This window comes from Christiangramia marina (assembly GCF_048285865.1).
Classification (GTDB): domain Bacteria; phylum Bacteroidota; class Bacteroidia; order Flavobacteriales; family Flavobacteriaceae; genus Christiangramia; species Christiangramia marina.
In genome coordinates, this window is record NZ_JBLVTK010000001.1 from 1,093,103 (window position 1) to 1,119,981 (window position 26,879).

At 39.6% G+C, this 26,879-nt stretch carries 22 protein-coding genes and 1 pseudogene; 16 read left to right on the top strand and 7 right to left on the bottom strand.

Annotated features, from left to right (window positions below; translation table 11 throughout):
• From ACNKXS_RS05135 to pncA, 4 genes and pseudogenes are all read left to right on the top strand, one after another.
• A pseudogene (locus tag ACNKXS_RS05135) lies at nucleotides 1–501 on the top strand (inorganic phosphate transporter); the annotation flags it as partial.
• Nucleotides 502–853: 352 nt separating this feature from the next.
• Entirely contained in the window at nucleotides 854–1,348 is a 495-nt protein-coding gene (locus ACNKXS_RS05140; protein WP_417919915.1) for a hypothetical protein, read from the top strand.
• A gap of 137 nt (nucleotides 1,349–1,485) precedes the next feature.
• Entirely contained in the window at nucleotides 1,486–2,895 is a 1,410-nt protein-coding gene (locus tag ACNKXS_RS05145) for a nicotinate phosphoribosyltransferase (protein WP_417919916.1), read from the top strand.
• Nucleotides 2,895–3,506 (top strand): bifunctional nicotinamidase/pyrazinamidase, encoded by a 612-nt coding sequence (pncA, locus tag ACNKXS_RS05150; protein ID WP_417919917.1) that lies wholly within the window; start codon nucleotides 2,895–2,897, stop codon nucleotides 3,504–3,506. Before ACNKXS_RS05145 ends, pncA begins: the two co-directional genes overlap by 1 nt.
• On the opposite strand, the gene ACNKXS_RS05155 is transcribed toward pncA, so the two are convergent.
• Complete coding sequence (locus ACNKXS_RS05155) at nucleotides 3,503–4,279, bottom strand: THC0290_0291 family protein (protein WP_417919918.1); 777 nt, start codon at nucleotides 4,277–4,279, stop codon at nucleotides 3,503–3,505. The genes pncA and ACNKXS_RS05155 overlap by 4 nt on opposite strands.
• A 201-nt stretch (nucleotides 4,280–4,480) precedes the next feature.
• On the opposite strand from ACNKXS_RS05155, the gene gdhA reads away from it, so the two are divergent.
• The 7 genes from gdhA to ACNKXS_RS05190 all read left to right on the top strand — a co-directional run bounded on the left by gdhA (nucleotide 4,481) and on the right by ACNKXS_RS05190 (nucleotide 14,263).
• Nucleotides 4,481–5,824, top strand: a complete 1,344-nt coding sequence (gdhA, locus tag ACNKXS_RS05160; RefSeq protein ID WP_417919919.1) for an NADP-specific glutamate dehydrogenase — start codon at nucleotides 4,481–4,483, stop codon at nucleotides 5,822–5,824.
• Between the two features lie 74 nt (nucleotides 5,825–5,898).
• Complete coding sequence (gene recO, locus ACNKXS_RS05165; protein WP_417919920.1) at nucleotides 5,899–6,618, top strand: DNA repair protein RecO; 720 nt, start codon at nucleotides 5,899–5,901, stop codon at nucleotides 6,616–6,618.
• Nucleotides 6,619–9,021 carry a TonB-dependent receptor plug domain-containing protein gene (locus ACNKXS_RS05170; RefSeq protein ID WP_417919921.1) on the top strand — a complete coding sequence of 801 codons (2,403 nt, stop codon included), beginning with the start codon at nucleotides 6,619–6,621 and terminating at the stop codon, nucleotides 9,019–9,021.
• 123 nt (nucleotides 9,022–9,144) lie between these two features.
• Complete coding sequence (ileS, locus tag ACNKXS_RS05175; protein ID WP_417919922.1) at nucleotides 9,145–12,546, top strand: isoleucine--tRNA ligase; 3,402 nt, start codon at nucleotides 9,145–9,147, stop codon at nucleotides 12,544–12,546.
• 2 nt (nucleotides 12,547–12,548) lie between these two features.
• Nucleotides 12,549–12,932: a TraR/DksA family transcriptional regulator gene (locus ACNKXS_RS05180; RefSeq protein ID WP_141876528.1), complete on the top strand. Its 384-nt coding sequence runs from the start codon at nucleotides 12,549–12,551 to the stop codon at nucleotides 12,930–12,932.
• Nucleotides 12,933–13,013: 81 nt separating this feature from the next.
• Nucleotides 13,014–13,619 carry a DUF4097 family beta strand repeat-containing protein gene (locus ACNKXS_RS05185; RefSeq protein ID WP_417919923.1) on the top strand — a complete coding sequence of 202 codons (606 nt, stop codon included), beginning with the start codon at nucleotides 13,014–13,016 and terminating at the stop codon, nucleotides 13,617–13,619.
• A gap of 38 nt (nucleotides 13,620–13,657) precedes the next feature.
• A complete protein-coding gene (locus ACNKXS_RS05190) occupies nucleotides 13,658–14,263 on the top strand; it encodes a lipoprotein signal peptidase (RefSeq protein WP_417919924.1) in 606 nt (201 codons plus the stop codon).
• 2 nt (nucleotides 14,264–14,265) lie between these two features.
• Here the strand turns inward: ACNKXS_RS05190 and ACNKXS_RS05195 are convergent, their stop codons facing one another.
• From ACNKXS_RS05195 to ACNKXS_RS05220, 6 genes are read right to left on the bottom strand one after another with little or no spacing between them, the layout of a single operon-like run.
• The gene (locus ACNKXS_RS05195; RefSeq protein WP_417919925.1) at nucleotides 14,266–14,679 is read right to left on the bottom strand and encodes a response regulator; all 414 of its coding nucleotides are present in this window, start codon (nucleotides 14,677–14,679) and stop codon (nucleotides 14,266–14,268) included.
• 9 nt (nucleotides 14,680–14,688) lie between these two features.
• Complete coding sequence (locus ACNKXS_RS05200; protein WP_417919926.1) at nucleotides 14,689–16,143, bottom strand: PAS domain-containing sensor histidine kinase; 1,455 nt, start codon at nucleotides 16,141–16,143, stop codon at nucleotides 14,689–14,691.
• A gap of 53 nt (nucleotides 16,144–16,196) precedes the next feature.
• Complete coding sequence (locus tag ACNKXS_RS05205; protein WP_417919927.1) at nucleotides 16,197–16,769, bottom strand: 5-formyltetrahydrofolate cyclo-ligase; 573 nt, start codon at nucleotides 16,767–16,769, stop codon at nucleotides 16,197–16,199.
• On the bottom strand, nucleotides 16,756–17,751 hold the full coding sequence (locus ACNKXS_RS05210) for a succinylglutamate desuccinylase/aspartoacylase family protein (RefSeq protein WP_298246817.1): 996 nt from the start codon (nucleotides 17,749–17,751) through the stop codon (nucleotides 16,756–16,758). The genes ACNKXS_RS05205 and ACNKXS_RS05210 overlap by 14 nt, the downstream gene beginning before the upstream one ends.
• 3 nt (nucleotides 17,752–17,754) lie before the next feature.
• Entirely contained in the window at nucleotides 17,755–18,627 is an 873-nt protein-coding gene (gene rimK / locus ACNKXS_RS05215; protein WP_295178420.1) for a 30S ribosomal protein S6--L-glutamate ligase, read from the bottom strand.
• Between the two features lies 1 nt (nucleotide 18,628).
• Nucleotides 18,629–19,048 (bottom strand): ATP-dependent zinc protease family protein, encoded by a 420-nt coding sequence (locus tag ACNKXS_RS05220; protein WP_417919928.1) that lies wholly within the window; start codon nucleotides 19,046–19,048, stop codon nucleotides 18,629–18,631.
• 153 nt (nucleotides 19,049–19,201) lie between these two features.
• Here ACNKXS_RS05220 and uvrC point away from each other — a divergent pair, with 153 nt between their 5' ends.
• From uvrC to ACNKXS_RS05245, 5 genes are all read left to right on the top strand, one after another.
• Entirely contained in the window at nucleotides 19,202–21,001 is a 1,800-nt protein-coding gene (gene uvrC, locus ACNKXS_RS05225) for an excinuclease ABC subunit UvrC (protein ID WP_417919929.1), read from the top strand.
• The gene (locus ACNKXS_RS05230) at nucleotides 20,994–23,222 is read left to right on the top strand and encodes a patatin-like phospholipase family protein (protein WP_417919930.1); all 2,229 of its coding nucleotides are present in this window, start codon (nucleotides 20,994–20,996) and stop codon (nucleotides 23,220–23,222) included. Before uvrC ends, ACNKXS_RS05230 begins: the two co-directional genes overlap by 8 nt.
• 172 nt (nucleotides 23,223–23,394) lie before the next feature.
• Nucleotides 23,395–24,561, top strand: a complete 1,167-nt coding sequence (locus ACNKXS_RS05235) for a homogentisate 1,2-dioxygenase (protein WP_295178409.1) — start codon at nucleotides 23,395–23,397, stop codon at nucleotides 24,559–24,561.
• Nucleotides 24,562–24,663: 102 nt separating this feature from the next.
• Nucleotides 24,664–25,806, top strand: coding sequence for a 4-hydroxyphenylpyruvate dioxygenase (gene hppD / locus ACNKXS_RS05240; RefSeq protein ID WP_417919931.1), 1,143 nt, complete (start codon nucleotides 24,664–24,666; stop codon nucleotides 25,804–25,806).
• A 294-nt stretch (nucleotides 25,807–26,100) separates the two neighbouring features.
• The gene (locus ACNKXS_RS05245; RefSeq protein ID WP_417919932.1) at nucleotides 26,101–26,877 is read left to right on the top strand and encodes a DUF3108 domain-containing protein; all 777 of its coding nucleotides are present in this window, start codon (nucleotides 26,101–26,103) and stop codon (nucleotides 26,875–26,877) included.
• Nucleotides 26,878–26,879 lie beyond the last annotated feature (2 nt).

Below are 26,879 nucleotides of genomic sequence, written 5' to 3' on the forward strand. Positions count from 1 at the left end.
GGAGTGGAAAAACTTGAATCTGAAATCGAAGATTTAAGAGACCAGATATTCTTCTTTATTAAAAGTCTTGATGAAACCAGCGTACGTGGAAGTAGTTTTTATATTTCTATACTTGGACACCTTACAGATATCGCTCAATCACTAGAGTATATTTCCAAGAAAAGTTACAAGCATGTGAATAATAACCACAAACCACTTCGATATAATCAGCTTTTAGATCTTAAAGAGATTGATGATATTTTAAGCGAGTTGCTAACAGAGATCGAAGTGATCTTTAATAACAGGGAGTTCCAGGATATAAGTGGAGTCGTTGCTAAAAAAGATGTAGTGCTACAGAGGATTTCTGAAAAGATCGAAAAACAGGTGTCAAGAACAAGAACTGAAGAATCCAGTCCAAAGAACACGACCTTGTACTTCAACTTATTATTAGAGACCAAAGACCTGATGAAAGCGATCATGAGTCTTATGGAAGAATACAATTCCAGTTACAAAAAGGTATAAACCTAACGTTTTACCACTAAAAAGCCACATTTTCTAAATGTGGCTTTTTTTTGTCTTAAAAACTATTTACAGGTATAAACGTTATAAAAACCTGATTTCTAGTTTACTATCAATTTTTACTGGTTTATAGTACGTTAAACTGCGGAAATTAGCATATGAACGATACTTATGGAAATCCGTACAAACGCTGGTTTTTCATCGGCTAATTTTAGTATTTAGGCGGTTTCTTAGGGCATTTATTCACAAACTTAAGTTAGCGTTTTACTTTCCTTCGGAAGAGCTGTTATAATTTTCTAATTTCACCAAACCCCAAACTACTTCGGCTTCAGCTTGCTGTAATCGAACCACCAATATGAAAATTTTAAAGGATGTATTCTCTGAATACGTCAGCACCCCAACTTTTTTAAAGTTTAAGGATTCCCGAGCTATTTTACTCCCAGTAATCGCGTTTGTGTTGACTTTATTGTCTAGCTGTAATCCCGTTGCACTTGTAAATCCTGATAGTTATAGTGAGAAATGGGAAAATACCTATGTGTGGTTCTCACCTTCAGATCTTAGCACAATTTACGTCTCCGGAAATGGAGATCCTGAAACTGCTTTACCTGTTCCAAACGATTCCGACTATCTAATAGAATGGAGTAAAAAAGGGGAGGTCTATGAGCTAAGGATCACTTCGTATTACCAGGATATTGATTTTGCCTGGTTCGATGGATATGATGCTGAAAATAATTCCGAAGAAATTCCGTGGATACAGGAAGGAAATACTTTAGAACTGATAAGCGAAAAACTACTACCTTCTGAAAATGGCAGGTATCGTATTTCTCTTTCAGACGATCTAAAGGATTAAACTGAAATAGGTTAGACTTTTGCAGATCCTTAACGCCTGAGATTAATTCCTCTGGTCGTAGACCTGTAATCGAAATTTGGTAAATTTGTGAATACCGATCTTTCAATTAGCAAATAGATCGAATTCAAGAATTTACTATGAATCAATTTACCGCCACTTATACAGACCAGTACCAGTTGTCCATGGCTCAGGTCTATTTTAAAAATGGACAGAAGGACCAGCAAGCAGTTTTTGACTATTATTTTAGAAAATTACCGTTTAAAAGTGGTTATGCGATCTTTTCGGGGCTTGAAGATCTTCTGGAAATTTTGTCAACACTTCGATTTTCTGAAGATGATCTTCAGTTTTTAAAAGAACAGGGTTTTGAAAAGGATTTTCTTGAATATCTAAAGAACTTGCAATTCAAAGGAAAAATCTACTCAGTAAAAGAAGGTGATATTGTATTTCCAACCCGGCCAATTTTACAGGTGGAAGCAAGTATCATCGAGGCCCAGATCATCGAGACTATTCTTTTGAATTTACTGAATTTTCAGACACTTATAGCTACCAAGGCAAGCCGTATGCGTTTAGTGGCTGGAGATGCGACTTTGCTGGATTTTGGATTAAGGCGTGCCCAGGCTAGCGGAGGATATTTTGCTACCCGCGCCGCAATCATTGGAGGTTTTAACGGGACAAGTAATGTAGTCGCTGGAAAAGATTTTGATATTCCTGTTTCTGGAACAATGGCGCATTCTTTTGTGCAAAGCTATGATGATGAATTGACGGCTTTCAGGGACTTCGCTGAAGGTCATCCTGAAAATTGTGTACTTCTTGTAGATACCTATAATACACTGAAAAGCGGTATTCCTAATGCGGTCAAAGTCGCAAAGGAGATGGAAGGTCGTGGACAAAAATTAATGGCGGTCAGGCTTGACAGTGGAGATCTTAGTTATTTCGCCAAGGAAAGCAGGAAAATGCTCGATGCTGCTGAACTTGATTATGTGAAGATAGCAGCTTCGAATCAGTTAGATGAGCATGTCATAAAAAGTTTACTGGAACAGCAGGCTCCCATTGATATTTTTGGAGTGGGAACAAACCTGGTGACTGGCGATCCTGATGGTGCATTGGATGGGGTTTACAAACTGGCATTTTCCGCAGGTAAACCAAGAATAAAAATTTCAGAAAGTATCATTAAGATCACGCTGCCACATAAAAAACAGGTCTTCAGGATCAAGGATGAAAATGGAAAATGCATTGGTGCAGATGCCATTGGATTATACCATGAGAACAGCATCGAGGAAATGCACCATCCATTCGAGCCTTATAAATCCATGAGTCTAAAACATTACGAGCAGGAAGCTTTACTTGAGCTGGTCATGGATGAAGGAAAGGTGCTTCAGAAAAAAAGAAGTCTCAGTGAAATTTCTGAATACAGCATCTCAAGGCTGTCTGAATTACCTATTGAATACAAGCGCTTCAACAATCCACATATCTACAAAATAGGGATAAGCGAAACGCTGAAGCAGGAACGCGACGGGTTAATTAAAATGCAGAAAAATAAAATTTGATGAAAACGCTTGTTCTTATAGATATTCAAAACGATTTTATGCCTGGTGGTGCTCTCGCTGTTGAAAATGGCGATGAAATCATTCCTCTAGTAAATGAGTTACAACAAAAATTTGATCTGATGATCGCCACACAGGACTGGCATGCGAAAGGTCATTCTAGTTTTGCCTCAGCTCACCAGAATGCAAAGGTTTTTGATATTATTAAACTAAACGGACTTGATCAGGTTCTCTGGCCGGATCATTGTGTTCAAAATACCAGTGGTGCTGAATTCCATCCAGAGCTTGATACCAAACGTATTGAAACCATTTTTAGAAAGGGAACAGATATGGGGATCGATAGCTATAGTGGATTTTATGATAATGCACATTTAAAGTCTACTGGACTTTCAGGATACCTGAGGGAGAAAGGTGTACAGAATGTATATTTCGCCGGTTTGGCAGGAGATTATTGCGTAGCCTACTCGGTTCTGGATAGTATAGCGGAAGGTTTCAATACGACACTCATCGAAGATGCGACCAGGGCAATAGATAAAGAAGGTTTTGATAAAATGAAATTGGAAATTCTTAGAAAAGGTGGAACTATTTTGAACTCCGCTGAACTGGAATTCTAGAAGTCCAGGTAGTAAATATAACCTACATTGAACCAGAGTACAAAGTCATTAAACTTATTCTGCGGTCCCTGTACATCCAGGCCTTCCAGCTTGTCGGTATCATAATAAGTGGCTCTGGCTTCCAGTTGCAGATCGCTGAATCTACTCAGTCTATACCGTAGCCCTGCACTTCCAAGAATGGCAAAGGTGTTTCCCGGTTCGAGGAAGAGTCCGTCTTCAAAGGTGTCAAAAAGCACTTTGGGACTATCCAATGGGCCAAGATCTGAATATGCTGTAGGTCGGTAATGTACAAAATGAACTCCCAGGGAGATATATGGTGCAAACAGGTAACCAAAATCCCTGGCTTTTTTTATTCCCAGAAAATGGTATTCAAGAGAGGTTCCGGCTTCAATGACTTCAGTTTCTCCATGCATTGCCCGAAGTTGTTGTCCTCCCAGACTATTTTTCTCAGCTACGGGACCATAGTGATCGAGGTTAGATCTTAAATAATCGATCTCATTTCGAATTCTGAAATACTTTGTAAACCACAGACTGCTTGGACGGCAGCTGCATTCAGGTTTAAAGGCAAAATTCATATAATGAACCAGTCCAACACCAAAGCCACCATTGTCAAGATTATTTTTCACATTCCAGCGTTCCCCGTAATCGGTAAAAAATCCTGCGGGACCGGCGATCACCCCAATTTCATTTGAAAAACTAAGCTGTCCTGAAGCATTTTGAGAATAGCCCAGGATGATGATTAAGAACAGAAGAAAAACCTTATTGATGTTCATTGAATGCAGCTTGCAACGTTAGCAAATATAGCAAAACTACTTTAACATAATATTTATAAACTGCCTGAGAAAACAGGCTCTGAAAGTAAAAGTTAATTTTATATCAAATGACGGAATGAAACCAGTAATCCTTATAGAATATTTATATTTGCAGCATAATTTGGATAAAAAATTTATAATTTAATAATAGCGCCAGTCATTATGGAAAAAAATGTCAAAAATTTCCTGGAAAAGGTGTCAACCAGAAACCAGAACGAACCAGAATTTATGCAAGCGGTTCATGAGGTGGCTGAAACCGTAATTCCTTTTATTGAAAAGAATAAAAAATACCAGAACAAGATGCTTCTGGAGCGCATGGTAGAGCCGGAAAGGGTTGTTATGTTTAGAATACCATGGCTTGATGACAAAGGGGATATTCAGGTAAATCGAGGATTCAGAATCCAGATGAACTCAGCGATTGGACCTTACAAAGGTGGTTTGCGTTTTCATCCTTCAGTAAACCTTAGTATTCTTAAGTTTCTTGCCTTTGAACAGACTTTCAAAAACAGCCTTACAACACTTCCTATGGGTGGTGGTAAAGGAGGATCAGATTTTGACCCGAAAGGAAAATCTGATAATGAAGTAATGCGTTTCTGCCAGAGCTTTATGACTGAATTACAAAGACATATTGGAGCTAATGCCGATGTACCTGCTGGTGATATTGGTGTTGGTGCTCGTGAAATAGGATTCATGTTTGGTCAGTACAAGAGAATTCAGAATGAGTTTACAGGAATTTTGACAGGAAAAGGTCTTAGCTACGGTGGATCTTTAATTAGACCTGAAGCTACAGGATATGGGAACGTATACTTCGCTCAAAATATGCTGAAAACAAAAGGAGAGAAGCTAGAGGGTAAAACCATAGTGATCTCTGGTGCTGGAAACGTTGCACAATATGCTGCGGAAAAAGCAACTCAGCTTGGAGCTAAAGTAGTTACCATGTCAGATTCTGGCGGATTCATCTACGATAAAGATGGAATTGATGCCGATAAACTTCAGTTTATCATGGAATTGAAAAACGAGAGACGTGGTAGAATTAGTGAATATGTGGATCAATATTCTGGAGCTGAATATCACGAAGGTAAAACTCCATGGGATATTAAGTGTGATATCGCATTGCCATGTGCAACTCAGAATGAATTAGATAAAGAAGATGCTCAGGCATTGGTCAATAATGGCTGTATGTGCGTAGGAGAAGGGGCTAATATGCCATGTACTCCTGAAGCGATTGAGGTTTTCCATAAAGAAAAGATCTTGTTCTCACCAGGAAAGGCATCTAACGCCGGTGGTGTTGCAACTTCAGGACTGGAAATGTCTCAAAACTCCATGCGATATAACTGGACTTCAGAAGAAGTAGATAAAAAACTTCACGAGATCATGAACGATATTCATGAAAAATGTGTAGAATATGGTACTACTGAAGATGGTTACGTAGACTACGTAAAAGGAGCGAACATCGCAGGATTTGTAAAAGTAGCAGACGCTATGCTAGCACAGGGTGTTGTATAGTCAAGCATTCAAAATATAAGACTAAAGCCGCTGAAAAGCGGCTTTTTTTATACATTGCCCCAAATTCTTTTAGCATGCTGGTGCATACCAAAGCAATCGTGATCAGTGCATTAAAATATGGGGAGGCAGATCTTATAGTGAAGCTTTATACACTGTCTGATGGTCTTAGAGCCTACATGCTGAAAGGAGTGCTTAAGAGTCGCCGGGGTAAATTTAAAGCTTCCATGTTCCAGAGTCTTACTCAGCTGGATATCGTAGCAAATCATAAAAATACAGGGAAACTGGAGTATTTGAAAGAAGCAAAAGTGATTGCGAATTACCAAAGCTTGCACACACATCCAGTCAAACAGGCGCTGGTCATGTTCCTGGCTGAAGTTCTTAAAAATAGTATCAGGGAAGAAGAAAACAACGAAGCGCTGTTCCATTATCTTGAATATAGCCTGCAATATCTTGATGCTACTGAAAAAGTTGCCAATTTTCATTTATTATTCCTACTTCAACTTACCAGGTATCTTGGGTTCCAGCCTCAAAATTCTACTTCAGAAGCTGAATACTTCAACATGCTCGATGGAGTTTTCCAGGAAATTCCAACGAATGACTATTGTATAGAAGGTAATACTGTAGATTTGCTGAAAAATTTATTAGGCACCGAATTTGATGCCCTATCGAGTATAAAATTGAACCAGGCTTCACGCACAGATTTCCTGAAAATGCTTCTTCTTTATTTTGAGCTGCATATTGAAGGTTTTCGTAAACCGAAGTCTCTTGGAGTGTTAAATGAAATTTTTGGATAAATGCGGTCAGGACTCTTAGTTCTATTTTTCTTTATTTCTTATTTCCATCTTTCAGCACAGGAGATCAGAATCCTGGATAGTGATACCGGTGAACCTGTTGCCGGGGTGGCCATTTACAATCAGGATCAGTCAAAATATACTATTTCAGATATTGAAGGAGTGGCGATCATCACTAATTTTTCAGATACTGAAGTGATTATTTTTAAGTCGGTTTCCTATAAAGAAGTATATCGCAGGAAAAGAGAGATCCTTCAGAATAACAGTATCGTTGTTCTCGAACCGGGTGAAAACCAGCTCGAACAGATCACACTATCGGCAGCGCGATTTAAGCTGAAGAAAGATGAAATTCCGCAGAAGATCGTAAGCATCGTTCCTTCTGAAATTTTAATGGCAAATCCTCAAACCTCAGCAGATCTACTGGAAAGTACTGGACAGGTTTTTGTGCAAAAGAGTCAGTTAGGCGGTGGAAGTCCCATGATAAGAGGTTTTTCAACCAACAGATTATTGCTTACCGTGGATGGAGTTCGTATGAATTCTGCTATTTTCCGAAGTGGGAATCTTCAGAATGTGATCTCCGTAGATCCATTAATGGTAGAGAATGCCGAAGTTATTCTTGGTCCCGGTTCTGTGGTTTACGGTAGTGATGCCATTGGCGGGGTGATGAATTTTTATACGCTGCAACCAGATTTTAGTTTTACCGGTGGCACTTCAGTTTCAGGCTCTATATATACTCGTTTTGCCACGGCAAATAACGAAAATACCGTACATGCAGATGTGAATGTAGGACGTGAAAACTGGGCTTTTAGAACGGGAATCACTTATTCAGATTTTGGAGATCTTAAAATGGGAGAACATGGTCCAGATGACTACCTACGAACTGATTATGCTGAAAGGCAGAACGGTATTGATGTGATGGTGGAAAATCCAGATCCGCTGGTTCAAAAGCCAACAGGATATGACCAGATCAACCTCTTGCAAAAGGTGAAATATATGCCATCCAAAGACTGGGATTTTAATCTAGGACTTGTTTATTCCCAGACTTCCGATTTTCCGAGGTTTGACCGACTTTACCGCAAGAAAGATGGTGTTTTGCGTGCTGCAGAATGGTATTATGGTCCGCAAACCTGGTTTCTAGGAAATTTGAAGATCAATCATCGCAGCCGTTCAGAATTTTATGATAAAGTTCAGTTTACAGGTGCTTATCAATATTTTGGGGAAAGTAGAAACGACCGGGATTTTGGAGAGCCTGTCCTTTTTTCTACGGAAGAAAATGTAGATGCTTATTCAGCAAACCTGGATTTCGAAAAGTCATTGTCTGAGAGTAAATTGTTCTATGGTTTCGAATATGTACTTAATTCGGTTGCATCTGAAGGAGACTTCAGAAATATTCAGAATGGAGAAACCGGAGATACAGCGAGCAGGTATCCAGATGACTCAAAATGGCAATCCTTGGCGATATATTCCAGTTACCAGTGGAAAATAAGTGAGAACCTTTCTTTACAGTCGGGACTACGCTACAACCATATCCTGGTGAACGCAAGATTTGAGGATCGTTTCTATGATTTCCCTTTTGAGGAAGCAAATATTAGCACTGGTGCCTTCACCGGAAGTCTTGGGCTTAACTGGCGTCAAAATCATTTTGTAGGCTGGAGATTGGGGCTTTCTACCGCTTTTCGTGCTCCAAATATTGATGATATTGGTAAAATATTTGATTCTGAACCTGGATCTGTTGTCGTTCCAAATCCAAACCTGAAGTCTGAATACGCTTATAATGCGGAACTTGGTGCCGACTTTAATTTTAGCGATAATCTTCATTTTGGACTCACCGCATACTATACGTATCTCGATGATGCGATGGTTCGAAGAGATTATGATCTGGATGGTGTAACCGAGATCGATTACCAGGGCGAACCTAGTCGTGTACAGGCCATACAAAATGCTGCCAACGCTTATGTTTATGGACTGGAAGCCGGACTGGAAATAGATTTTTCGGTAGCCTTGCGTATGAACTCTCAGTTTAGCTATACCTATGGAGAAGAAAATGATGGTGGTGAATATGTGCCTTTGAGACATGCAGCACCAATGTTCGGAAGTACGCATCTGGTCTGGAACAAGCGAAAACTAAAACTTGACCTATTTTCAGAGTACAACGGGGAATTTGACTTTGAAGATCTGGCTCCGGGAGAGCAGGATAAAGCCTATTTATATGCAACAGATGCCAATGGAAACCCATATTCACCGGCATGGTATACCCTTAATCTAACGGGACAGTACAGGCTTAATCCAAATTGGCTGGCTACAGTTTCCCTTGAAAATTTAACCAACCAGCGATATCGTACCTATTCTTCAGGAATTGCTGCAGCAGGTAGAAATTTGATCATAGCCCTGAGCTATAATTTTTAAGAGCTTCTTTGCTTTCATATTTCAGAATTAATTGATCCTGAGTGTACATGTATTTAATCTTAGAATAATATCATCTTTTGTTAAAAATCCTTATTTTCGCACATCATTTGAAAATAGGAGAAAATGAGTGCAAAATTCCCTGAATATAAAGGTCTTGACCTGCCTAAAGTGGCCGAAGAAATTCTTAATTACTGGGAAGAGAATGAAATTTTTGAAAAGAGTATAAGTTCTCGCGAAGGCAAGGAATCCTACATTTTTTTCGAAGGACCTCCATCTGCAAACGGCTTACCTGGTATTCACCATGTGATGGCCCGTTCTATCAAAGATATTTTTTGTCGTTACAAAACTCAAAAAGGGTTTCAGGTTAAACGTAAAGCAGGTTGGGATACTCATGGTCTTCCTATCGAACTTGGTGTGGAAAAAGAGCTTGGAATCACCAAAGAGGATATTGGAACAAAAATTAGTGTTGAGAAATATAACGAGGCATGTAAAAATGCCGTGATGCGTTATACCGATGTCTGGAACGATCTTACCAAAAAAATGGGTTATTGGGTGGATATGACAGATCCATATATCACATACAAGTCCAAATACATGGAAACTGTATGGTGGTTGCTTTCAGAAATATATAAGAAAGATCTTATTTACAAGGGCTATACCATTCAGCCGTATTCTCCAAAAGCTGGAACAGGTTTAAGTTCTCATGAGCTTAATCAGCCGGGAACTTACCAGGATGTGACCGATACTACGGTAACGGCGATGTTTAAGATCACAGACTCCTCTGCTGCACCGGTTGGCGCTGGCCTGGAAGGAGCTTTCCTGATCGCATGGACCACCACACCCTGGACTTTACCATCGAATACTGCACTTACCGTTGGACCTAAGATCCAGTACGTAAGCGTAAAAACATATAATCAATATACATTCGAGCCAATCACGATCATCGTGGCGAAAGATCTGGCTGAAAAACAATTCGATAAAAAATTCATTAAAGTTTCTTCGGAAGAAGAGCTTAAAGCTTATGCTGAAGGTGACAAAAAGATCCCATATTTAATAGGCGAAGGTTTTACAGGAAAAGACCTTGTTGAAATTAAATACGAGCAGCTTTTGGATTATGCGCAACCTAACGACAATCCAGAGAATGCTTTCCGTGTGATCGCGGGAGATTTCGTAACTACTGAAGATGGTACGGGAATCGTACACACTTCACCAACTTTTGGTGCAGATGATGCGTTGGTAGCAAAACAGGCTTCTCCGGAAGTGCCGCCACTTCTTGTAAAGGATGATAATGGCAATTTGGTACCATTGGTTGATCTTCAGGGTAAATTTAGACCCGAGCTGGGAGAGTTTGCCGGGAAATATGTGAAAAATGAATATTATGATGAAGGGCTGGCACCTGAGAAGTCTGTAGATGTTGAGCTGGCCATTAAATTAAAAGAAGAGAACAGGGCTTTTAAAGTTGAAAAATATGTTCACAGCTACCCAAATTGCTGGAGAACAGATAAGCCAATTTTATATTACCCACTGGACTCATGGTTTATCAAAGTAACCGAGTTCAAGGACAGAATGCATGAGCTTAACCAGAGCATCAACTGGAAGCCAAAGTCTACTGGTGAAGGAAGGTTTGGAAACTGGCTGGCCAATGCAAATGACTGGAACCTTAGCCGTAGCCGCTATTGGGGAATCCCATTACCTATCTGGCGAACCGATGATGGCAAGGATGTGAAGGTCATTGGATCTGTAGCGCAACTAAAGGAGGAGATGGCGAAAGCTGTTGAGGCCGGAGTGCTGGAAAAAGATTTATTTTCAGATTTTGTAGCTGGTGACATGAGTGAAGAGAACTACGAAAAAGTAGATCTTCATAAGAATGTGGTAGACACGATTACCCTGGTTTCAGATTCTGGAAAACCTATGAAGCGCGAAGCAGATCTTATCGATGTTTGGTTTGATTCCGGTTCCATGCCATACTCACAGTGGCATTATCCATTCGAGAATAAGGAAAAAGTCGAAGATGAATGGCGTAAGGCAGATTTTATTGCTGAAGGTGTAGACCAGACCCGTGGATGGTTCTATACGCTGCATGCGATCGCAACCATGATCTTCGATGATGTTGCCTATAAGAACGTTGTTTCTAACGGACTTGTACTGGACAAGAATGGGCAGAAAATGTCCAAACGTCTTGGAAATGCAGCAGATCCATTTGAGACCCTGGCTGTTTACGGACCAGATGCTACGAGATGGTATATGATCTCTAATGCAAATCCATGGGATAATTTAAAATTTGATATTGAAGGTATTGGAGAAGTTCAGCGTAAATTCTTCGGAACCTTATACAACACCTATTCGTTCTTTACACTGTACGCAAACATAGACGGTTTTACGTATGCTGAAGCAGACGTAGATCTTGATAAGAGACCTGAAATAGATCGCTGGATCCTTTCCGAGTTGCATACACTTATTGAAAAGGTGGACAGGTTCTATGCTGAATATGAGCCAACAAAAGCAACTCGTGCTATTTCAGAATTTGTTCAGGAGAACCTTAGTAACTGGTTCGTGCGTTTAAGCAGAAGGCGTTTCTGGAAAGGTGATTACGAGCAGGATAAGATTTCAGCTTACCAGACATTATATACCTGTATGGAGACTGTGGCAAAGCTGGGTGCGCCGGTAGCGCCATTCTTTATGGATAGACTCTTTAGAGATCTGAATAATGTCTCAGGAAAAGATACTTCAGAATCTATACATATTGCTGAGTTCCCGGTTTATCAACCAGATTTTGTTGATAAATCCCTGGAACAAAAAATGGAAAAAGCACAGACGATCTCTTCTCTGGTGCTTTCACTACGGAAGAAGGAAATGATCAAAGTGCGTCAACCTTTGCAAAGAGTAATGATTCCGGTACTTGATGATGCACAAAAGCATGAAATTGAGGCGGTTGCAGACCTCATAAAGTCTGAAGTAAATGTGAAGGAGATCGAGCTTATAGATGATGCTTCAGGACTTCTGGTAAAGCAGGTAAAACCTAACTTCCGAGTTCTTGGCCCAAGATTTGGTAAGGATATAAAGCTGATTGTCAACGCAGTGAATGATTTTACAGCAGAGGACATCGCAAAGATCGAGAGAGAAGGAGAGATCGAATTAAAAATTAACGAAAAAATGGTTAATTTGTCCCTCTCTGAGGTGGAAATTAGCTCTCAGGATATTGAAGGATGGTTAGTGGCCAGCAGTGGCAATCTAACTGTGGCACTGGATGTTAGTATCAGTGAGGAGTTGAAAAGGGAAGGTGTTGCCAGGGAACTGGTAAACAGGATCCAGAACCTCCGAAAAGATTCAGGCTTTGAAGTGACTGATACAATAGATGTTACCCTACAGAAGGACGGCATGATCGAGGATGCCGTGAACGATAATATAACCTATATTAAAACGGAAACATTAACTGCAAACCTCGAATTTGCAGAGGTGGTGGAAGAAGGTGCAGATGTTGAATTTGATGATGTCACCACTAAAATGTTCATTAAAAAACATTAACCATGTCTACAGATGTAAAAGAACGCTACAGCGATGCAGATCTAGCCGAGTTCAAGGCTTTGATCAGATCAAAGATTGAGAAAGCTCAGGAGCAGTTGTCTAATTATCAATCTGCTTATAAGAATGATGGAAATAATGGTACAGATGATACCTCCCCAACATTCAAAGCTTTTGAAGAAGGAAGTGAAACTATGAGCAAGGAGGCGAACTCTCAGCTAGCTATTCGCCAGGAGAAGTTTATCCGTGATCTCAAGAATGCACTTAACAGGATCGAAAATAAAACCTATGGTATTTGCAGAGTGACTGGAAAGCTGATCGCTAAGGAAAGATTGCTTTTAGTACCACATGCAACCTTAAGCATTGAAGCTAAAAATTTACAGCGCTAAACTGATCAAATCAACGTCCGGAACGTAAAATGTTCCGGACGTACTTATTTTTACTGAAGGAAGATGTTGAAGAAGTTTTGCTTGCTGTGGTTTTTTTGTTTCAGCATGTCTCTTCATGCCCAGCGGGATACCCGTGAAATTTTTAATGCTGCTGGAATAGAATCCATCGATATACTTACCAACGAAGTCTTCAGAATTACTATTACTGCCACGAATACAGACAGGATCAGGCTCTTTACTCATTCTGAAGGTGAATACTTTAATCAGATACTGGTTCAAACGAAAGTCGATGATGGTAATTTGAGCATAAAAACAAGCTATCCCCAGGAACTTACCGGAGGCTTTGATAAATTGAGTGCACATAAGGTCTTTTCTTTAGAGCTGGAACTGGAGGTTCCAAAGGATCATGAAATTTCTGTAGATTCCAATATTGCTTCTTTAATTACATCTGGTGCCTTCAGCCAGCTAACAGTGAACCTGAAAGATGGCTATTGCGATTTAAGGGACTTCTCCGGAAATGCTACCATTAATACTTATGATGGTAATATTCGGGTTGAAACAGCCTACGGTCTTGTAGAGGCTAGAAGCAGGAATGGAACGGTAGAGATCCCGGAACATTTGGTAGGTAGAAACCCTATAAAACTTAAGTCTATAGACGGCAATATATTGGTGCTAAAAACTAAATAATATTAGTATTTTTGGTGCGTTTCAATTAAAAATAAACCATGTCGCTTAAAAAAGCCGGAATCATCATTTTCCTGATCTTATTAATAGATCAGATCTCTAAATTTTATATCAAAACACATTTTGCACTGGGTGAAGAGATCGAAGTTTTCGACTGGTTTAGTATTCTTTTCGTAGAGAACGAAGGAATGGCCTGGGGAACCAAGATTCCCGGAGAATATGGCAAGCTTGCCCTGACCCTTTTCAGACTGGCTGCTATAGTTGGAATTGGATACTGGTTATGGGATGCAGTTAGAAAGAAAGGTTCTAGAGTATTGATCGTTTCTATCGCGCTTATCTTTGCCGGCGCCTTTGGAAATATCATTGATTCTGTTTTCTACGGAATCATCTTTGACGATAGCTACGGTCATGTAGCAAGTTTTTTACCTGAAGCCGGTGGCTATAGCTCAATTTTCTACGGGAAGGTGGTAGACATGCTTTATTTCCCTTTGTGGAAAGGTTATTTGCCAGGTTGGATCCCATTCTGGGGTGGAGAGTACTTCACATTCTTTGAACCCGTATTCAATATAGCAGATTCTGCAATTAGCGTTGGTGTAGCTTTGCTTTTAATATTTAATAAGAAGGCATTTCCGAAGGAAGAGGAATAAGATCAGGCAGCAGTTTTATCGAAGATCTTTTCGAACTTTTTAAGTTCGATAGGTTTTATTAGATAATCTGTAACCATATTAAATGATTTCACCCTCTCCAGATCCCGAGGATCTATCGAAGAGCTAACCACATAAAGAGTGATCTTTTTATTCAGGTTGTTCTTAATCTTCAGAAATTCATTTAAGAACTCCCAGCCATCCATTACGGGCATATTAAGATCCAGGAATATAATATCCGGTAGCAAATCCTCATGGGTAGAAGACATGGAGTTCTTGAAATAGTCCAGTGCTTCCTTGCCATTCTTATAAATAAGAAGATTCTCTGACAATTTTTTGATCTCTATGATCTTTTTAACCAAGTTCACGTATATCTTATCATCATCGATGATACACGCTAGTTCTACTTTCTGCCCCATTGTATAGATCTAGAATTTTATTTTAAACGTAGTCCCTATGTCTAGGGTACTACTCACAGATATGGCTCCCCCCAGAGCTTCTACCTGGTTTTTGGTAATGAATAAACCAATACCTTTGGCTTCCTGACTGGTTTGATGAAAGGTTCGGTACATTCCAAACATTTTATCACCATATTCGTCAAGATCGATCCCCATTCCATTGTCACTTATCTCGAGAAATTCTTTTTCGTTCTCAATATATGTCTGGATAAAAATGACCGGTTTACGTCCAGGTTGTTTGTATCTAATCGCATTCGTGATTAAATTTAATAAAATACTTTCAAGATACTCAGGTATATAGCTAATTTCTTTCAAATCCTGAAACTCAGCGACGATTTTTGCATTTTCCCGATTAATGAGTGATGATATCGATGCCAGAACGATCTCCAGAGCCTCTTCAAATTTAATTTTGACTCTTTCTTTCTTTAGCGAACTTTGAACACTAACAATATTATTCAGTCTTGAAATCGCGGAATCCAGGTTGCCAGCCACATCATCCACATTGGCCAGTAGATCCAGTTTATCTCTATCTGTTTTAGCCTCTCGTAACAATTCCACAATAAGACTTAAATTACTGCTATGGGATCTTAAATGATGTGATACGATGTGTGCAAAGTTGAAGAGACGGGAGTTTTGCGAAGCGATGATGTCCAGGGAATTCTGAAGATTCAGTTCATTGTTTTTGTTTTCATCGATGTTCTGTAAAACTCCTCTTATTCCAATCACTTGCTGATCGTCGTCGTATACCGGTTTTCCTGTCAGTCGCACCCAATATTCTCTATTCTGAAAGGAGATCATTTTCAATTCCAGTTTAAAAGGAATCCCGAAGTTTTCACATTTATCAAAGGCAGATTTCATTCTGTTATGATGTTCTTCAGCATAGAAGGTTTCCCGCTTTTCATATGCAGGTTGAAAATCCCGGGGGCAATCGAGAATTTTCTTAGTTACGTCATCCCAGTAAATATTCTTATTGATCGTGTCTACATACCAGCCTCCGGTAGAGGTCATTTCTGCAGTCTCGCGATAGTAGAAGAAATTTTCTTCGATCGTGTACTGGTCCCGCTTGGTCTGGTGGATATTTACAAAAAGGAGTACCGCTGTTTCCCTGAAGGAATTATCCTTGCTTTTTAGATTCTTGCATTCAAACCAGCGATACTTTCCATTCCCAAGTTTCAGCTTGATCTCAAATTTGAAGGTTTCATCAGCAGCGATAAGTTTTTCAAAATGGATTCTGAAATCGTAACGATAATCGGGATGTAGAATATGATTGATAAAAAATTCAAAACGATCTTCTTCCATCTTAGGATCACCCACAAGATTACCAAAATGGTCTGACCAGCTAATCTGCTTGGAAAAGAGATTGATCTTCCAATAGGCGATATCGAAATCCTGAAGTATGCTGTTTAACTGAAGGTCGCTAAGCATTAGGGTCTTTTGGCAATGTTAAATGTACATTTTTAAGCTAGTTGTAGCAAAAATTATTTTTTCCTGAAATCGTAGATCCTGTTTGGGGTAACGCAATAGTCCAGTGGAATGTCACTGGTGTACACATCACTGATCTCTTCTACGGGGCCATAGAAGGAAACTCCAATTTTAATGATGTCTTTCTTGCAGCGACTTAAAAACCGATCGTAAAAACCTTTTCCGTAGCCAACTCTGTGTCCGCTTTTGTCCAGTGCCAGAAGAGGAATAAATACAGCGTCCAGTTGTTGTGCAGCAATCTGGATTCCATCTACCGGTTCTGGAATATTCCATTGATTCTTAACAATCCTGGTTTGATCGGTTAGTAAGTAATTAATCATCTCACCAGTTTCGAAATCAGACTTGGGAATAATGATCTCTTTGTCTTTGCCCTGCAATACATGTAGCAAATACTCTGTATTTACTTCCTTTTGTTCAGCAATACTCAGGAAAATATGAAAATATCGTGCATCCCAGATGCTCAGTTCAAGACATCTATTCGCAATATCTATGCTCATGCTCTCGATATCATCCTGAGCAAGCTGACCGCGTAAAAGCTTAAATTTCTTCCTGATTTCAGACTTCTTCATCAAAAAGCACTTTTGATTGCATGGATATGTGAAAAATGGCATCACCCTGATATACGATCGGGGATTCATTAATATTAATCACGTAACCTTCACTATTGCTTTTGATCTTATGGCTAAACTTGCCGTAGGGATCTGTAATAGTAGCGATATACTCACCTTTTTCAACATGTTTCCCACATGGGATCTTAACATGTAGAAGTCCACTATATTTTGCCCGTAACCAGGAACTATTCTCGATAAGAACAGTATCTCTTTTTACCTCTGGATATTCAAATTTATCATTCAGCATTTCCAGATGACTAAGAATACGTATGGCGCCGTCTACACCTACTTTCGCTACATCTTTATTGGAATCCAGGGATTTTCCACCTTCAAATAACAAAACGGGAATGCCTAATTTAGAACAGGTTTCCCGGTAGGATTTTGTGATGGTTTTGGAATGTATGGTAAAAGGAGCGTTGAAGATCTTGGCATATTTAATACTTTGTTCGTCGCCTTTTTTAACCCGTATTTGTGGTGCATTGAACCTGGCAGCACCTCCGGTATGGAAGTCCAGGCAAAAATCTGCTATTGGTAGTATTTTTTTTACGAATTGATAGGCAAATCTACTCGCCAGCGACCCATTTTTTGTTCCGGGGAATACTCGATTAAGATCACGTCCATCAGGAAACTCACGTGCCATATTTAAAAAGCCGAAGATGTTGACGATCGGGATGCAAATTACGGTACCCACTTTAGGTTTGTTAATACCTTTTGAAATGATCTGCCTTACGATCTCAACACCATTGATCTCGTCACCATGAATTCCAGCAGTTAGAAGCACAACTGGACCCGGTTTTTTGGAACGTTCAATAATGACCGGCACCTCCACCGAAGTGGTAGTGTATAGCTTGGCCATATTAAAATTTATGGTCGCTCTTTTACCCGGCAGTACTTTTTCTCCCAGGATCTCAAGAACATTGTTCTTGTCTATTCGCGGCATATGTTAGACGTTTCGTTCAATATATCTAATGATCGTTTTGGCAATATCCTTTCCGGTTGCTGCTTCAATCCCTTCCAGACCAGGAGAGCTGTTCACTTCAAGTATAAGAGGACCACGACTACTTTGCAGCATATCCACACCTGCTACACCAAGAGCCATTGCTTTCGCGGCTTTGATAGCTGCGTTTTCCTCTTCATCTGTTAGTTGAATGATGGATGCTGATCCTCCACGGTGAAGATTCGATCTAAACTCACCTTCTTTTCCCTGTCTTTTCATCGCACCTACAACCTGTCCATCTACCACAAAAGCCCGGATATCTGCTCCACCAGCTTCTTTGATGAATTCCTGTACGATTACTCTTGCCTGTAGCCCGTTAAAGGCTTCAATTACAGATTCTGCAGCATTTTGAGTTTCTGCCAGTACGACTCCCAGTCCCTGAGTACCTTCCAGTAATTTGATGATCACCGGGGCACCACCAACATGATCCAGAATTTCAGTCACATCTTTCGAATAGTTGGTAAACACAGTTTTAGGTAAACCAAGTCTTGCTCTGGATAATATCTGTAAGCTTCTTAATTTGTCCCTGCTTCTTACCAGTGCCTGAGATTCAGTCGTGGTAAATGTTCCCATCATTTCAAATTGTCTTACTACGGCAGTACCGTAAAAAGTTACCGAAGCTCCAATTCTTGGAATTACCGCATCAGTATCATCCAGAAAATGGTTTTTGTAGTAGATACTTGGTTTCTTCTTTTCTATAACCAGGTCACACTTTGTAGGATCGATCACTTCTACCTCGTGGTTGCGCTTTTTAGCGGCTTCTACCAGTCGGCTTGTAGAATAGAGTCGGGGATTTCTGGATAATATTCTAATCTTCATATTACTTCAGGTTAAACGAGACATCGACAAGCTCGGTGTCCACTATAAATTTTTTGGTTAAAAACTTTCTTCCAATTAATACCGGATATCGCATTTCCTGTCTGTCTGAAAGCGATAAGGATATTTTAAATACTTTTCCGAAGAGTCTAATATTGGTACGCACCAGATATCGTTTCTGGATGATCCCATTACTACTTCTTACAAATACAATGTCGTAATCTTTAAAAATAAAAGCTTTGCCATTATATAAAGGATGCTCAGCGTCCAGAAAGGTACAATGCAGTTCATCATCAACTTCTTTGATATTCTCGCAATGTATCGAGGAACTGTAAGCTCCTGTATCAATTTTAATGGCGATGTCGTTGAGGTGTAAAGCAGGAAAATCTGCCTTGTCAAATCTTCCGATCACAATCTTCTCCATAATGCAATATACTAAAATGCCCTAAGTCTGGGAGCTGTGCAAAGTAAACGAAAGATTATGCAATATTTTGATACGTAGAGCGATATTCTTAAAATTTACTTCGGAAGCCAAAAAAGGTTTAGTGAGCTTATTTTAATGTTTATTTTTGAGGTAATGGAAAAGCCAGCTCTTGACGTACAATTAAAAACCTTGCCCAATAGCCCGGGTGTTTATCAATATTTTGATAAGAATGGAAGGATCCTATACGTGGGGAAAGCCAAAAATTTGAAGAAAAGGGTGACTTCTTATTTCACCAAGAGACATGATAGCCATCGAATTGGAGTCATGGTCAAGAAGATCCATGAAATAAAACATATCGTGGTTGCTTCAGAAACCGATGCATTGCTTCTGGAAAATAACTTGATCAAGAAACATCAGCCCAGGTTTAATGTGATGTTGAAGGATGACAAAACTTATCCCTGGATCTGTATTAAAAATGAGCGGTTTCCACGAGTTTTTCCCACCAGAAAACTGGTTCGTGATGGAAGCGAATATTATGGGCCTTTTACCAGCTTTAAAACAGTAAACACACTACTCGATCTAATCAAAGGATTATACAAGTTAAGAACCTGTAATTATGATCTTTCCGAAGAAAAGATTCGGAATGAGAAATATAAGGTCTGCCTGGAATATCATCTTGGTAATTGTGAAGGACCCTGTGAAGCATTGCAGCCTGAAGAAGAATATAATCGAAATATTGAAGCGATTCGCCAGATCGTAAAAGGTAATTTCAAGGATTCCCTTCAGCGTTTTCGAAATCAAATGAAAGAGCATGCTGAGAATATGGAATTTGAAGATGCTCAGCGTATCAAGATCAAGATCGATGTCCTGGAGAACTATCAATCCAAGTCTACCGTGGTAAATCCACGAATTAATAATGTAGATGTTTTTTCCGTAGTAAGTGATGAGGGTTATGGCTATGTGAATTTTCTGCAGTTATCTCACGGTGCGATCATACGCTCCCATACCATCGAGATGAAAAAGAAGCTGGACGAAAGCGACCTGGAATTGCTGGAACTGGCCATTGTGGAGATCAGGCAGCGCTTCAGCTCGAAATCTACAGAGATCTATGTGCCTTTTAAGGTCGATGTTGGTGAAGACCTGAAGATCACGGTTCCAAAACTGGGCGATAAAAAGAAGATCGTAGAGTTGTCCCAGCGAAATGCGAAATATTTCAGGCAGGAACGATTTAAGCAAATGAAGATCATAGATCCAGACCGTCATGTGAATCGTATCATGGCGCAAATGAAAGAAGATCTTAGACTTAACGAGGAACCTCGACATATAGAATGTTTCGATAACTCTAATATACAGGGAACCAATCCGGTCGCCGCCTGCGTGGTATTCAAGGATGGAAAACCTAGCAAGAAGGATTATCGAAAATTCAATATCAAAACCGTAGAAGGACCAGACGATTTTGCTTCTATGGAAGAAGTGGTTTTTAGACGTTATCGAAGATTACTTAATGAAGATGAACCACTTCCACAATTAATAATCGTAGATGGAGGAAAAGGACAGCTTTCCAGCGGTGTGAAGGCACTGGATACCTTAGGTCTACGCGGAAAGATCGCTATCATAGGGATCGCAAAACGACTGGAAGAGATCTACTATCCCGGTGATTCCATACCTTTATATCTGGACAAAAAATCTGAATCTTTAAAGATCATTCAGCAGTTGCGAAATGAGGCGCATCGCTTCGGAATTACTTTTCACCGGAATAAAAGAAGTAAAACCGCGTTAAATACCGAACTTGAGTCTATTGCTGGAATTGGCGAAAAAACAGTCATCGAACTCCTGAAGAATTTCAGATCTCTTAAAAGAGTGAAGGAGGCAAGCGAAAAGGAACTTGCAGACGTGATCGGGGCTTCCCGGGCGACCATCGTTTATCAATTTTATCATAAAGAGAATGCGTAAATATCTTTTCATCCTTAGTCTACTTATTTCCTTTGGAGCAATTTGCCAGGAAGAGGATAGGCCAAAGGTTGGATTGGTATTAAGCGGAGGTGGTGCCAAAGGTCTTGCCCATATAGGTGTGCTAAAAACCCTTGAAGAGCAAGGCATCAAGATCGATTATATTGGAGGTACCAGTATGGGAGCAATTATTGGCGGACTCTACGCTTCCGGCTATTCTGCCAGTGAACTTGATTCTATTTTTAGAACCACGCAATTTGATATTCTAATTCAGGATAACCTGCCAAGGCGGGCTAAAACTTTCTATGAAAAGGAAGATTCAGAAAAATATGCGATCACGCTACCTTTTGACAATTTTGATATTTCATTTCCCAGCGGACTTTTTAAAGGTCAGAATATTTACAATTTACTTTCCAGACTTACCATTCATGTAAGCGATGTGGAAGATTTTAGTGAATTACCCATCCCGTTTTTCTGTATTGCGGCCAATGTAGAAACCGGGGACGAAGTGATTCTGGATAGTGGATCACTGGCCAAAGCAATTTCAGCCAGTGGCGCGATTCCAACACTTCTAAGTCCCATAAAAATTGACGGACAATTGCTCACAGACGGCGGGGTTGCTAATAATTACCCGATCGAAGAATTAAGGCGTCGTGGTGCTGAGGTGATCATTGGGGTGGATGTGCAGGATAGTCTTGTCAAAAGAGATAAATTACGAAGTGTGTTCGAAATTATGAGTCAGATCTCAAATTTTCGCACGATCAATGATATGAAGGAGAAAGCTCCAAAAACCGATATTTACATTAAACCGAATGTAAATTCTTTCTCGGTCATGGCGTTTGACAAAGGAAAGGCGATCATAGATTCAGGAGCTGTGGCCGCAAACAATATGCTGGAGGAACTCAAGTTGCTTAGTGATCCAGATGGTAGCTTATTAATTCGGAAACCGGTTACAAAGATCGATAGTTTTAATATTAGTGCACTTTCAGTAGAAGGAAATAACACCTATCCCAGAGCTTATGTGCAGGGTAAATTAAAACTTGATTACGAAGAAACTTACAACTTCGAGGATCTGAATATTGGAATTAACAACCTTTCTGCGACCGGTAACTTTGAGCGAATTAATTACCAGCTAATACCCGAGGATGAAAATGGCAATTATATACTTGCCATGCAGATCGAGGAAAGTGAAAACAAAATGCTGTTGCGACTGGGATTGCATTATGATGAACTTTATAAAAGTGGGGCACTGGTGAATCTTACCCGTAAGAGTTTACTATTTACTAATGATGTGGCTTCTCTGGACCTTATCGTGGGGGATAACCTGCGTTACAATTTTAACTATTACCTGGATAAGGGTTTTTACTGGAGCTTCGGAATAAATTCTCGTTACAACACCTTTGATAAAGGCTTACTCTTAGACGGGATCAGGGATACTGAAGGTCTTAGTGAATTTCAGGATATAAGAGAGCTGGAAGTTACGGTGAGAGATTTCACCAATCAGATCTATGTGGAGTCACTATTTCAGCAGGTATTTTCAATAGGTGTAGGACTGGAACACAAATATTTGAAGTATAGCAGTAATACGTTTAACGATGCGATCAACCAAAGTCAGGAACTGGTTCTCGCGAATGACCACTATGCCGGTGCCTTTGGTTACGTGAAATTCGATTCATACGACAATAAATATTTCCCTACCAAAGGAGTTCGTTTTGATGGAGACTTTCATATTTACCTGTATTCTTCAGATTATAATAATGATTTTTCGGAGTTCTCGATCGCAAAGGGAAGTTTAGGTTATGCTATCCAGCCTTTTCCCAAATTCACGACGCGAATAAGTACAGGTACCGGTTTTAAGATAGGGAACGATGAGAGCCAGGTGCTGGATTTCTTTCTGGGTGGTTACGGGAATGATTTTATCAATAATTTCAAACCTTTCCTGGGTTATGATTTTTTAAGCCTTTCCGCAGATAGTTATATAAAAGCGCAACTGGAGTTCGACTATGAGCTTTTCAGAAAGAACCATATTATCGCCAGCGCCAATATTGCCAATGTGGAAGATAATCTGTACACCACCGGAAACTGGTTGAGCATGCCGGATTATAATGGCTACGGAATTGGTTACGGAATTGAAACATTTATGGGGCCACTGGAAGCAAAATATTCCTATTCACCTGAAACCAAAGAAAGTTACTGGTTTTTTAGCCTGGGATTCTGGTTTTAAGCGACGAATTTTCTATAATTACTTTATCGATTTCGTAACCGGTTTTTACACTAGATTTAAGATTGTTTCGGTAAATTTTCTTGATATTTGTGTAAATCGAAATAAATACTGGAAATAATAACAATCTTTCAATAAGTGAATTCATTTTTGATCGATTTTAAAATATAAGCACATGCCTTTTTATCATAAACTCGGCAAGATCCCTCACAAGCGCCATACGATTTTCAGAAAACCTGATGGAAGTCTTTATTATGAGCAGCTTTTTGGAACGATTGGTTTCGACGGGATGTCTTCCAATCTGTATCACGAACATCGCCCAACCCAGGTAAAAGAAATTAAAGGAAGTTACGATGTACGACCGAAGGTTGCGATCGAAAATAACCTGAAATCATACCGTTTAAAAGGTTTCCAGATCACTCCGCATCCAGATTATCTGCAAAGTAGAAAAGCGGTTTTGACCAATGCAGACTGTGATATTATTCTCGCCTCTCCTCAAGGTTCTACGGAAGATTATTTCTACAAAAACTCTGATGCAGACGAATTGATATTCGTGCACAAAGGATCTGGTAAGCTAAGAACTCATCTTGGAAACATAGATTTTAAATACGGAGATTATTTACTGATCCCAAGAGGTACGATCTATAAGATGGATTTTGATGATGAGAACAACAGGCTTTTTATCGTTGAATCCCGTAGACCGATCTATACTCCAAAACGATATAGGAACTGGTTCGGGCAACTGCTGGAACATTCTCCGTTTTGTGAAAGAGACTTACGCCAGCCACATGAACTGGAAACCAATGATGAAGAAGGGGACTTTCTAATCAAGATCAAGAAGCAGGGAGAAATTTTCGATATGGTCTACGCGACACATCCTTTTGATGTGGTTGGGTACGACGGCTACAATTATCCGTACGCGTTCTCCATTCACGATTTTGAGCCAATAACCGGAAGAATTCACCAGCCGCCACCGGTACATCAAACTTTTGAAACCGATGCTTTTGTGGTTTGTAGTTTTTGTCCGCGTAAATATGATTATCACCCGGAGAGCATTCCGGCGCCTTACAGTCATAGTAATATTGATAGTGATGAGGTGCTCTATTATGTTGATGGTGATTTTATGAGCAGAAACGATATTGAAGCAGGTCATATATCCTTGCACCCAGCGGGAATTCCTCACGGGCCGCATCCTGGAGCAGTAGAAAGAAGTATAGGGCAGGTAGAAACTGAAGAGTTGGCTGTAATGGTAGATACCTTCAAGCCGTTAAAACTTACCGAAGAAGCGATGAAAATTGCCGATGAGACCTATTACAGGTCCTGGTTAGATGGAGAGCATTAAGAGATGAAAGAAGATTTATCAGCACAGGATAGAGCGATGTGGTAATATTTTGAAATTTGATTTCAAGTTTATATCATATTTACATCCTTTAAAATAACAACAATGTCAAAAGATAGCACATCATTAAATTTAGAAAAAGTAGTTCCTGAAGCAGAAGACTTTCTGCCAATCCTGGGAACAGACTTTGTAGAACTATACGTAGGAAATGCCAAGCAGGCGGCCTATTATTACCAACACGCATGGGGTTTCCAGCCAATCGCTTATTCAGGTTTGGAAACTGGTCGTAAAGACAGCGTTTCCTATGTAATGCAACAGGGTAAAATTAGAGTTGTTCTTACTTCACCATTGCAGCCGGAAGGTGATATCAATGCGCATATAGATAAGCATGGAGACGGAGTAAAGTTTGTAGCACTTTGGGTGGACGATGCGAGAAAGAGTTACGAGGAAACTACAAAAAGAGGAGCGAAATCTTATGTAGAGCCATATGTAATGGAAGATGAAAATGGTAAGGCTGTGATCTCTGGAATACATACTTATGGAGAAACCATTCACCTTTTTGTAGAAAGAAAAGACTATAGCGGACCATTTTTACCAGGTTACAGAGTTTACAATACCAAAACGCAGGTGCCAGATACAGGTTTGCAGTTTATCGACCATATGGTTGGAAATGTAGGCTGGAATGAAATGGACAAATGGGTGGAATTCTACGGAAAAGTAATGGGCTTCGCCCAGTTGGTATCATTTGATGATAAAGATATCTCGACTGACTATACCGCGCTTATGAGCAAGGTGATGAGCAATGGGAATGGTAGAATCAAATTTCCAATAAATGAGCCTGCGGAAGGAAAAAAGAAATCACAGATCGAGGAATATATCGATTTTTATAATGGAGCCGGAGTGCAGCATATAGCTTTAGCTACAGATAACATTATCGAAACAGTTACAGCATTAAGAGATAGAGGCGTGGAGTTTTTATATGTTCCTGAAACTTACTATGATGATCTGCTGGAACGCGTTGGTGAGATCGATGAGGATCTGGAGCCGTTAAGAGAACTTGGAGTGCTGGTAGATCGCGATGATGAGGGCTATTTGTTACAGATCTTTACAAAACCAGTTCTGGACAGACCAACGATGTTCTTCGAGATCATCCAGAGAAAAGGTGCTCAATCCTTCGGAAAAGGAAACTTCAAAGCTCTGTTCGAGGCAATTGAAAGAGAACAGGATTTGCGAGGTACATTAAATTAAGATTAAATATCTGCTGAAACTTAAGTGTAAAAATGAAATAAATGACAATTTGGTAAACGTTTAGTTAAAGTTTATTTAAGAATTGTGGGTAAGGGAGAAATATGAGACTTTTGCACCGCATTTCTGGAGTGGTTACCAGAATTGAATTTTTTTTCATAATTTAAGTTTTAGTTGGTTAATAAGACAAAATTCCCCATCATTAATTTGATGGGGTTTTTTGTTTTAATACTTTTGGAATAGTAATTGTAATCCATCCATACGCCTGAAAATTCTATTACTTAGACAATTAAACCTATGAGAAATTATATTACAATTACCTTTCTTTTTTTAGTGTTTACCACGGGAAATATGTTTTCACAAGATGCATTTGACGAAGGTGAGTGGTTTAAATTTAGAATTCATTATGGATTATTTAATGCCAGTTATGCTACACTGGAGGTAGATGAAACCAAATTTCAGAATAAGCCGGTTTATCATATTAAAGGACGTGGTAGATCTACAGGATTATTAGGCTTGTTCTTTAAAGTGGATGATGATTACCAGACCTATATTGATAAGCGAACTGGCAAACCTTATCGTTTCGTGCGTAATATTGATGAAGGCGGTTATACCAAGGACCTGGTGATCGACTTTGATCATAATGATAAGAAAGCCCATGTTCTCAATCGAAAGAACAATGAGAAAAAATCATATTCTGTGCCTCATAATGTACACGATATGTTATCATCATTTTACTATATTCGCAACCAAATTAAAAACGACGAGTTAGAGCCAGGTGATGAGATGCGTTTGAATATGTTCATCGATGACGAAAACCTCGATTTTAAGCTTGTTTTCCTGGGGCGTGATACGATTAAAACCAAGTTTGGTAAAGTTGCAACCCTTAAATTCAGACCTTATGTACTGGCCGGACGGGTATTTAAGGAGAAAGAAAGTCTTACTTTCTGGATTAGTGATGATAAAAACAAAATTCCGGTAAAAATTGAAGCAAACCTGGCCGTAGGGTCTTTGGATGCCGATCTTGAAGCTTACAAAGGTCTAAAGCATCAATTTAGTATACTAATGGATTAGAT

Coding starts and splice junctions, on each gene's coding strand:
- ACNKXS_RS05230 (WP_417919930.1), top strand. CDS start 20,994: ATGCGTAAATATCTTTTCATCCTTAGTCTACTTATTTCCTTTGGAGCA.
- ACNKXS_RS05145 (WP_417919916.1), top strand. CDS start 1,486: ATGAATCAATTTACCGCCACTTATACAGACCAGTACCAGTTGTCCATG.
- ACNKXS_RS05205 (WP_417919927.1), bottom strand. CDS start 16,769: ATGAAGAAGTCTGAAATCAGGAAGAAATTTAAGCTTTTACGCGGTCAG.
- ACNKXS_RS05210 (WP_298246817.1), bottom strand. CDS start 17,751: ATGCCGCGAATAGACAAGAACAATGTTCTTGAGATCCTGGGAGAAAAA.
- gdhA (WP_417919919.1), top strand. CDS start 4,481: ATGGAAAAAAATGTCAAAAATTTCCTGGAAAAGGTGTCAACCAGAAAC.
- ACNKXS_RS05190 (WP_417919924.1), top strand. CDS start 13,658: ATGTCGCTTAAAAAAGCCGGAATCATCATTTTCCTGATCTTATTAATA.
- rimK (WP_295178420.1), bottom strand. CDS start 18,627: ATGAAGATTAGAATATTATCCAGAAATCCCCGACTCTATTCTACAAGC.
- pncA (WP_417919917.1), top strand. CDS start 2,895: ATGAAAACGCTTGTTCTTATAGATATTCAAAACGATTTTATGCCTGGT.
- uvrC (WP_417919929.1), top strand. CDS start 19,202: ATGGAAAAGCCAGCTCTTGACGTACAATTAAAAACCTTGCCCAATAGC.
- ACNKXS_RS05195 (WP_417919925.1), bottom strand. CDS start 14,679: ATGGGGCAGAAAGTAGAACTAGCGTGTATCATCGATGATGATAAGATA.
- ACNKXS_RS05200 (WP_417919926.1), bottom strand. CDS start 16,143: ATGCTTAGCGACCTTCAGTTAAACAGCATACTTCAGGATTTCGATATC.
- hppD (WP_417919931.1), top strand. CDS start 24,664: ATGTCAAAAGATAGCACATCATTAAATTTAGAAAAAGTAGTTCCTGAA.
- ACNKXS_RS05140 (WP_417919915.1), top strand. CDS start 854: ATGAAAATTTTAAAGGATGTATTCTCTGAATACGTCAGCACCCCAACT.
- ACNKXS_RS05180 (WP_141876528.1), top strand. CDS start 12,549: ATGTCTACAGATGTAAAAGAACGCTACAGCGATGCAGATCTAGCCGAG.
- ACNKXS_RS05245 (WP_417919932.1), top strand. CDS start 26,101: ATGAGAAATTATATTACAATTACCTTTCTTTTTTTAGTGTTTACCACG.
- recO (WP_417919920.1), top strand. CDS start 5,899: ATGCTGGTGCATACCAAAGCAATCGTGATCAGTGCATTAAAATATGGG.
- ACNKXS_RS05235 (WP_295178409.1), top strand. CDS start 23,395: ATGCCTTTTTATCATAAACTCGGCAAGATCCCTCACAAGCGCCATACG.
- ACNKXS_RS05170 (WP_417919921.1), top strand. CDS start 6,619: ATGCGGTCAGGACTCTTAGTTCTATTTTTCTTTATTTCTTATTTCCAT.
- ileS (WP_417919922.1), top strand. CDS start 9,145: ATGAGTGCAAAATTCCCTGAATATAAAGGTCTTGACCTGCCTAAAGTG.
- ACNKXS_RS05155 (WP_417919918.1), bottom strand. CDS start 4,279: ATGAACATCAATAAGGTTTTTCTTCTGTTCTTAATCATCATCCTGGGC.
- ACNKXS_RS05220 (WP_417919928.1), bottom strand. CDS start 19,048: ATGGAGAAGATTGTGATCGGAAGATTTGACAAGGCAGATTTTCCTGCT.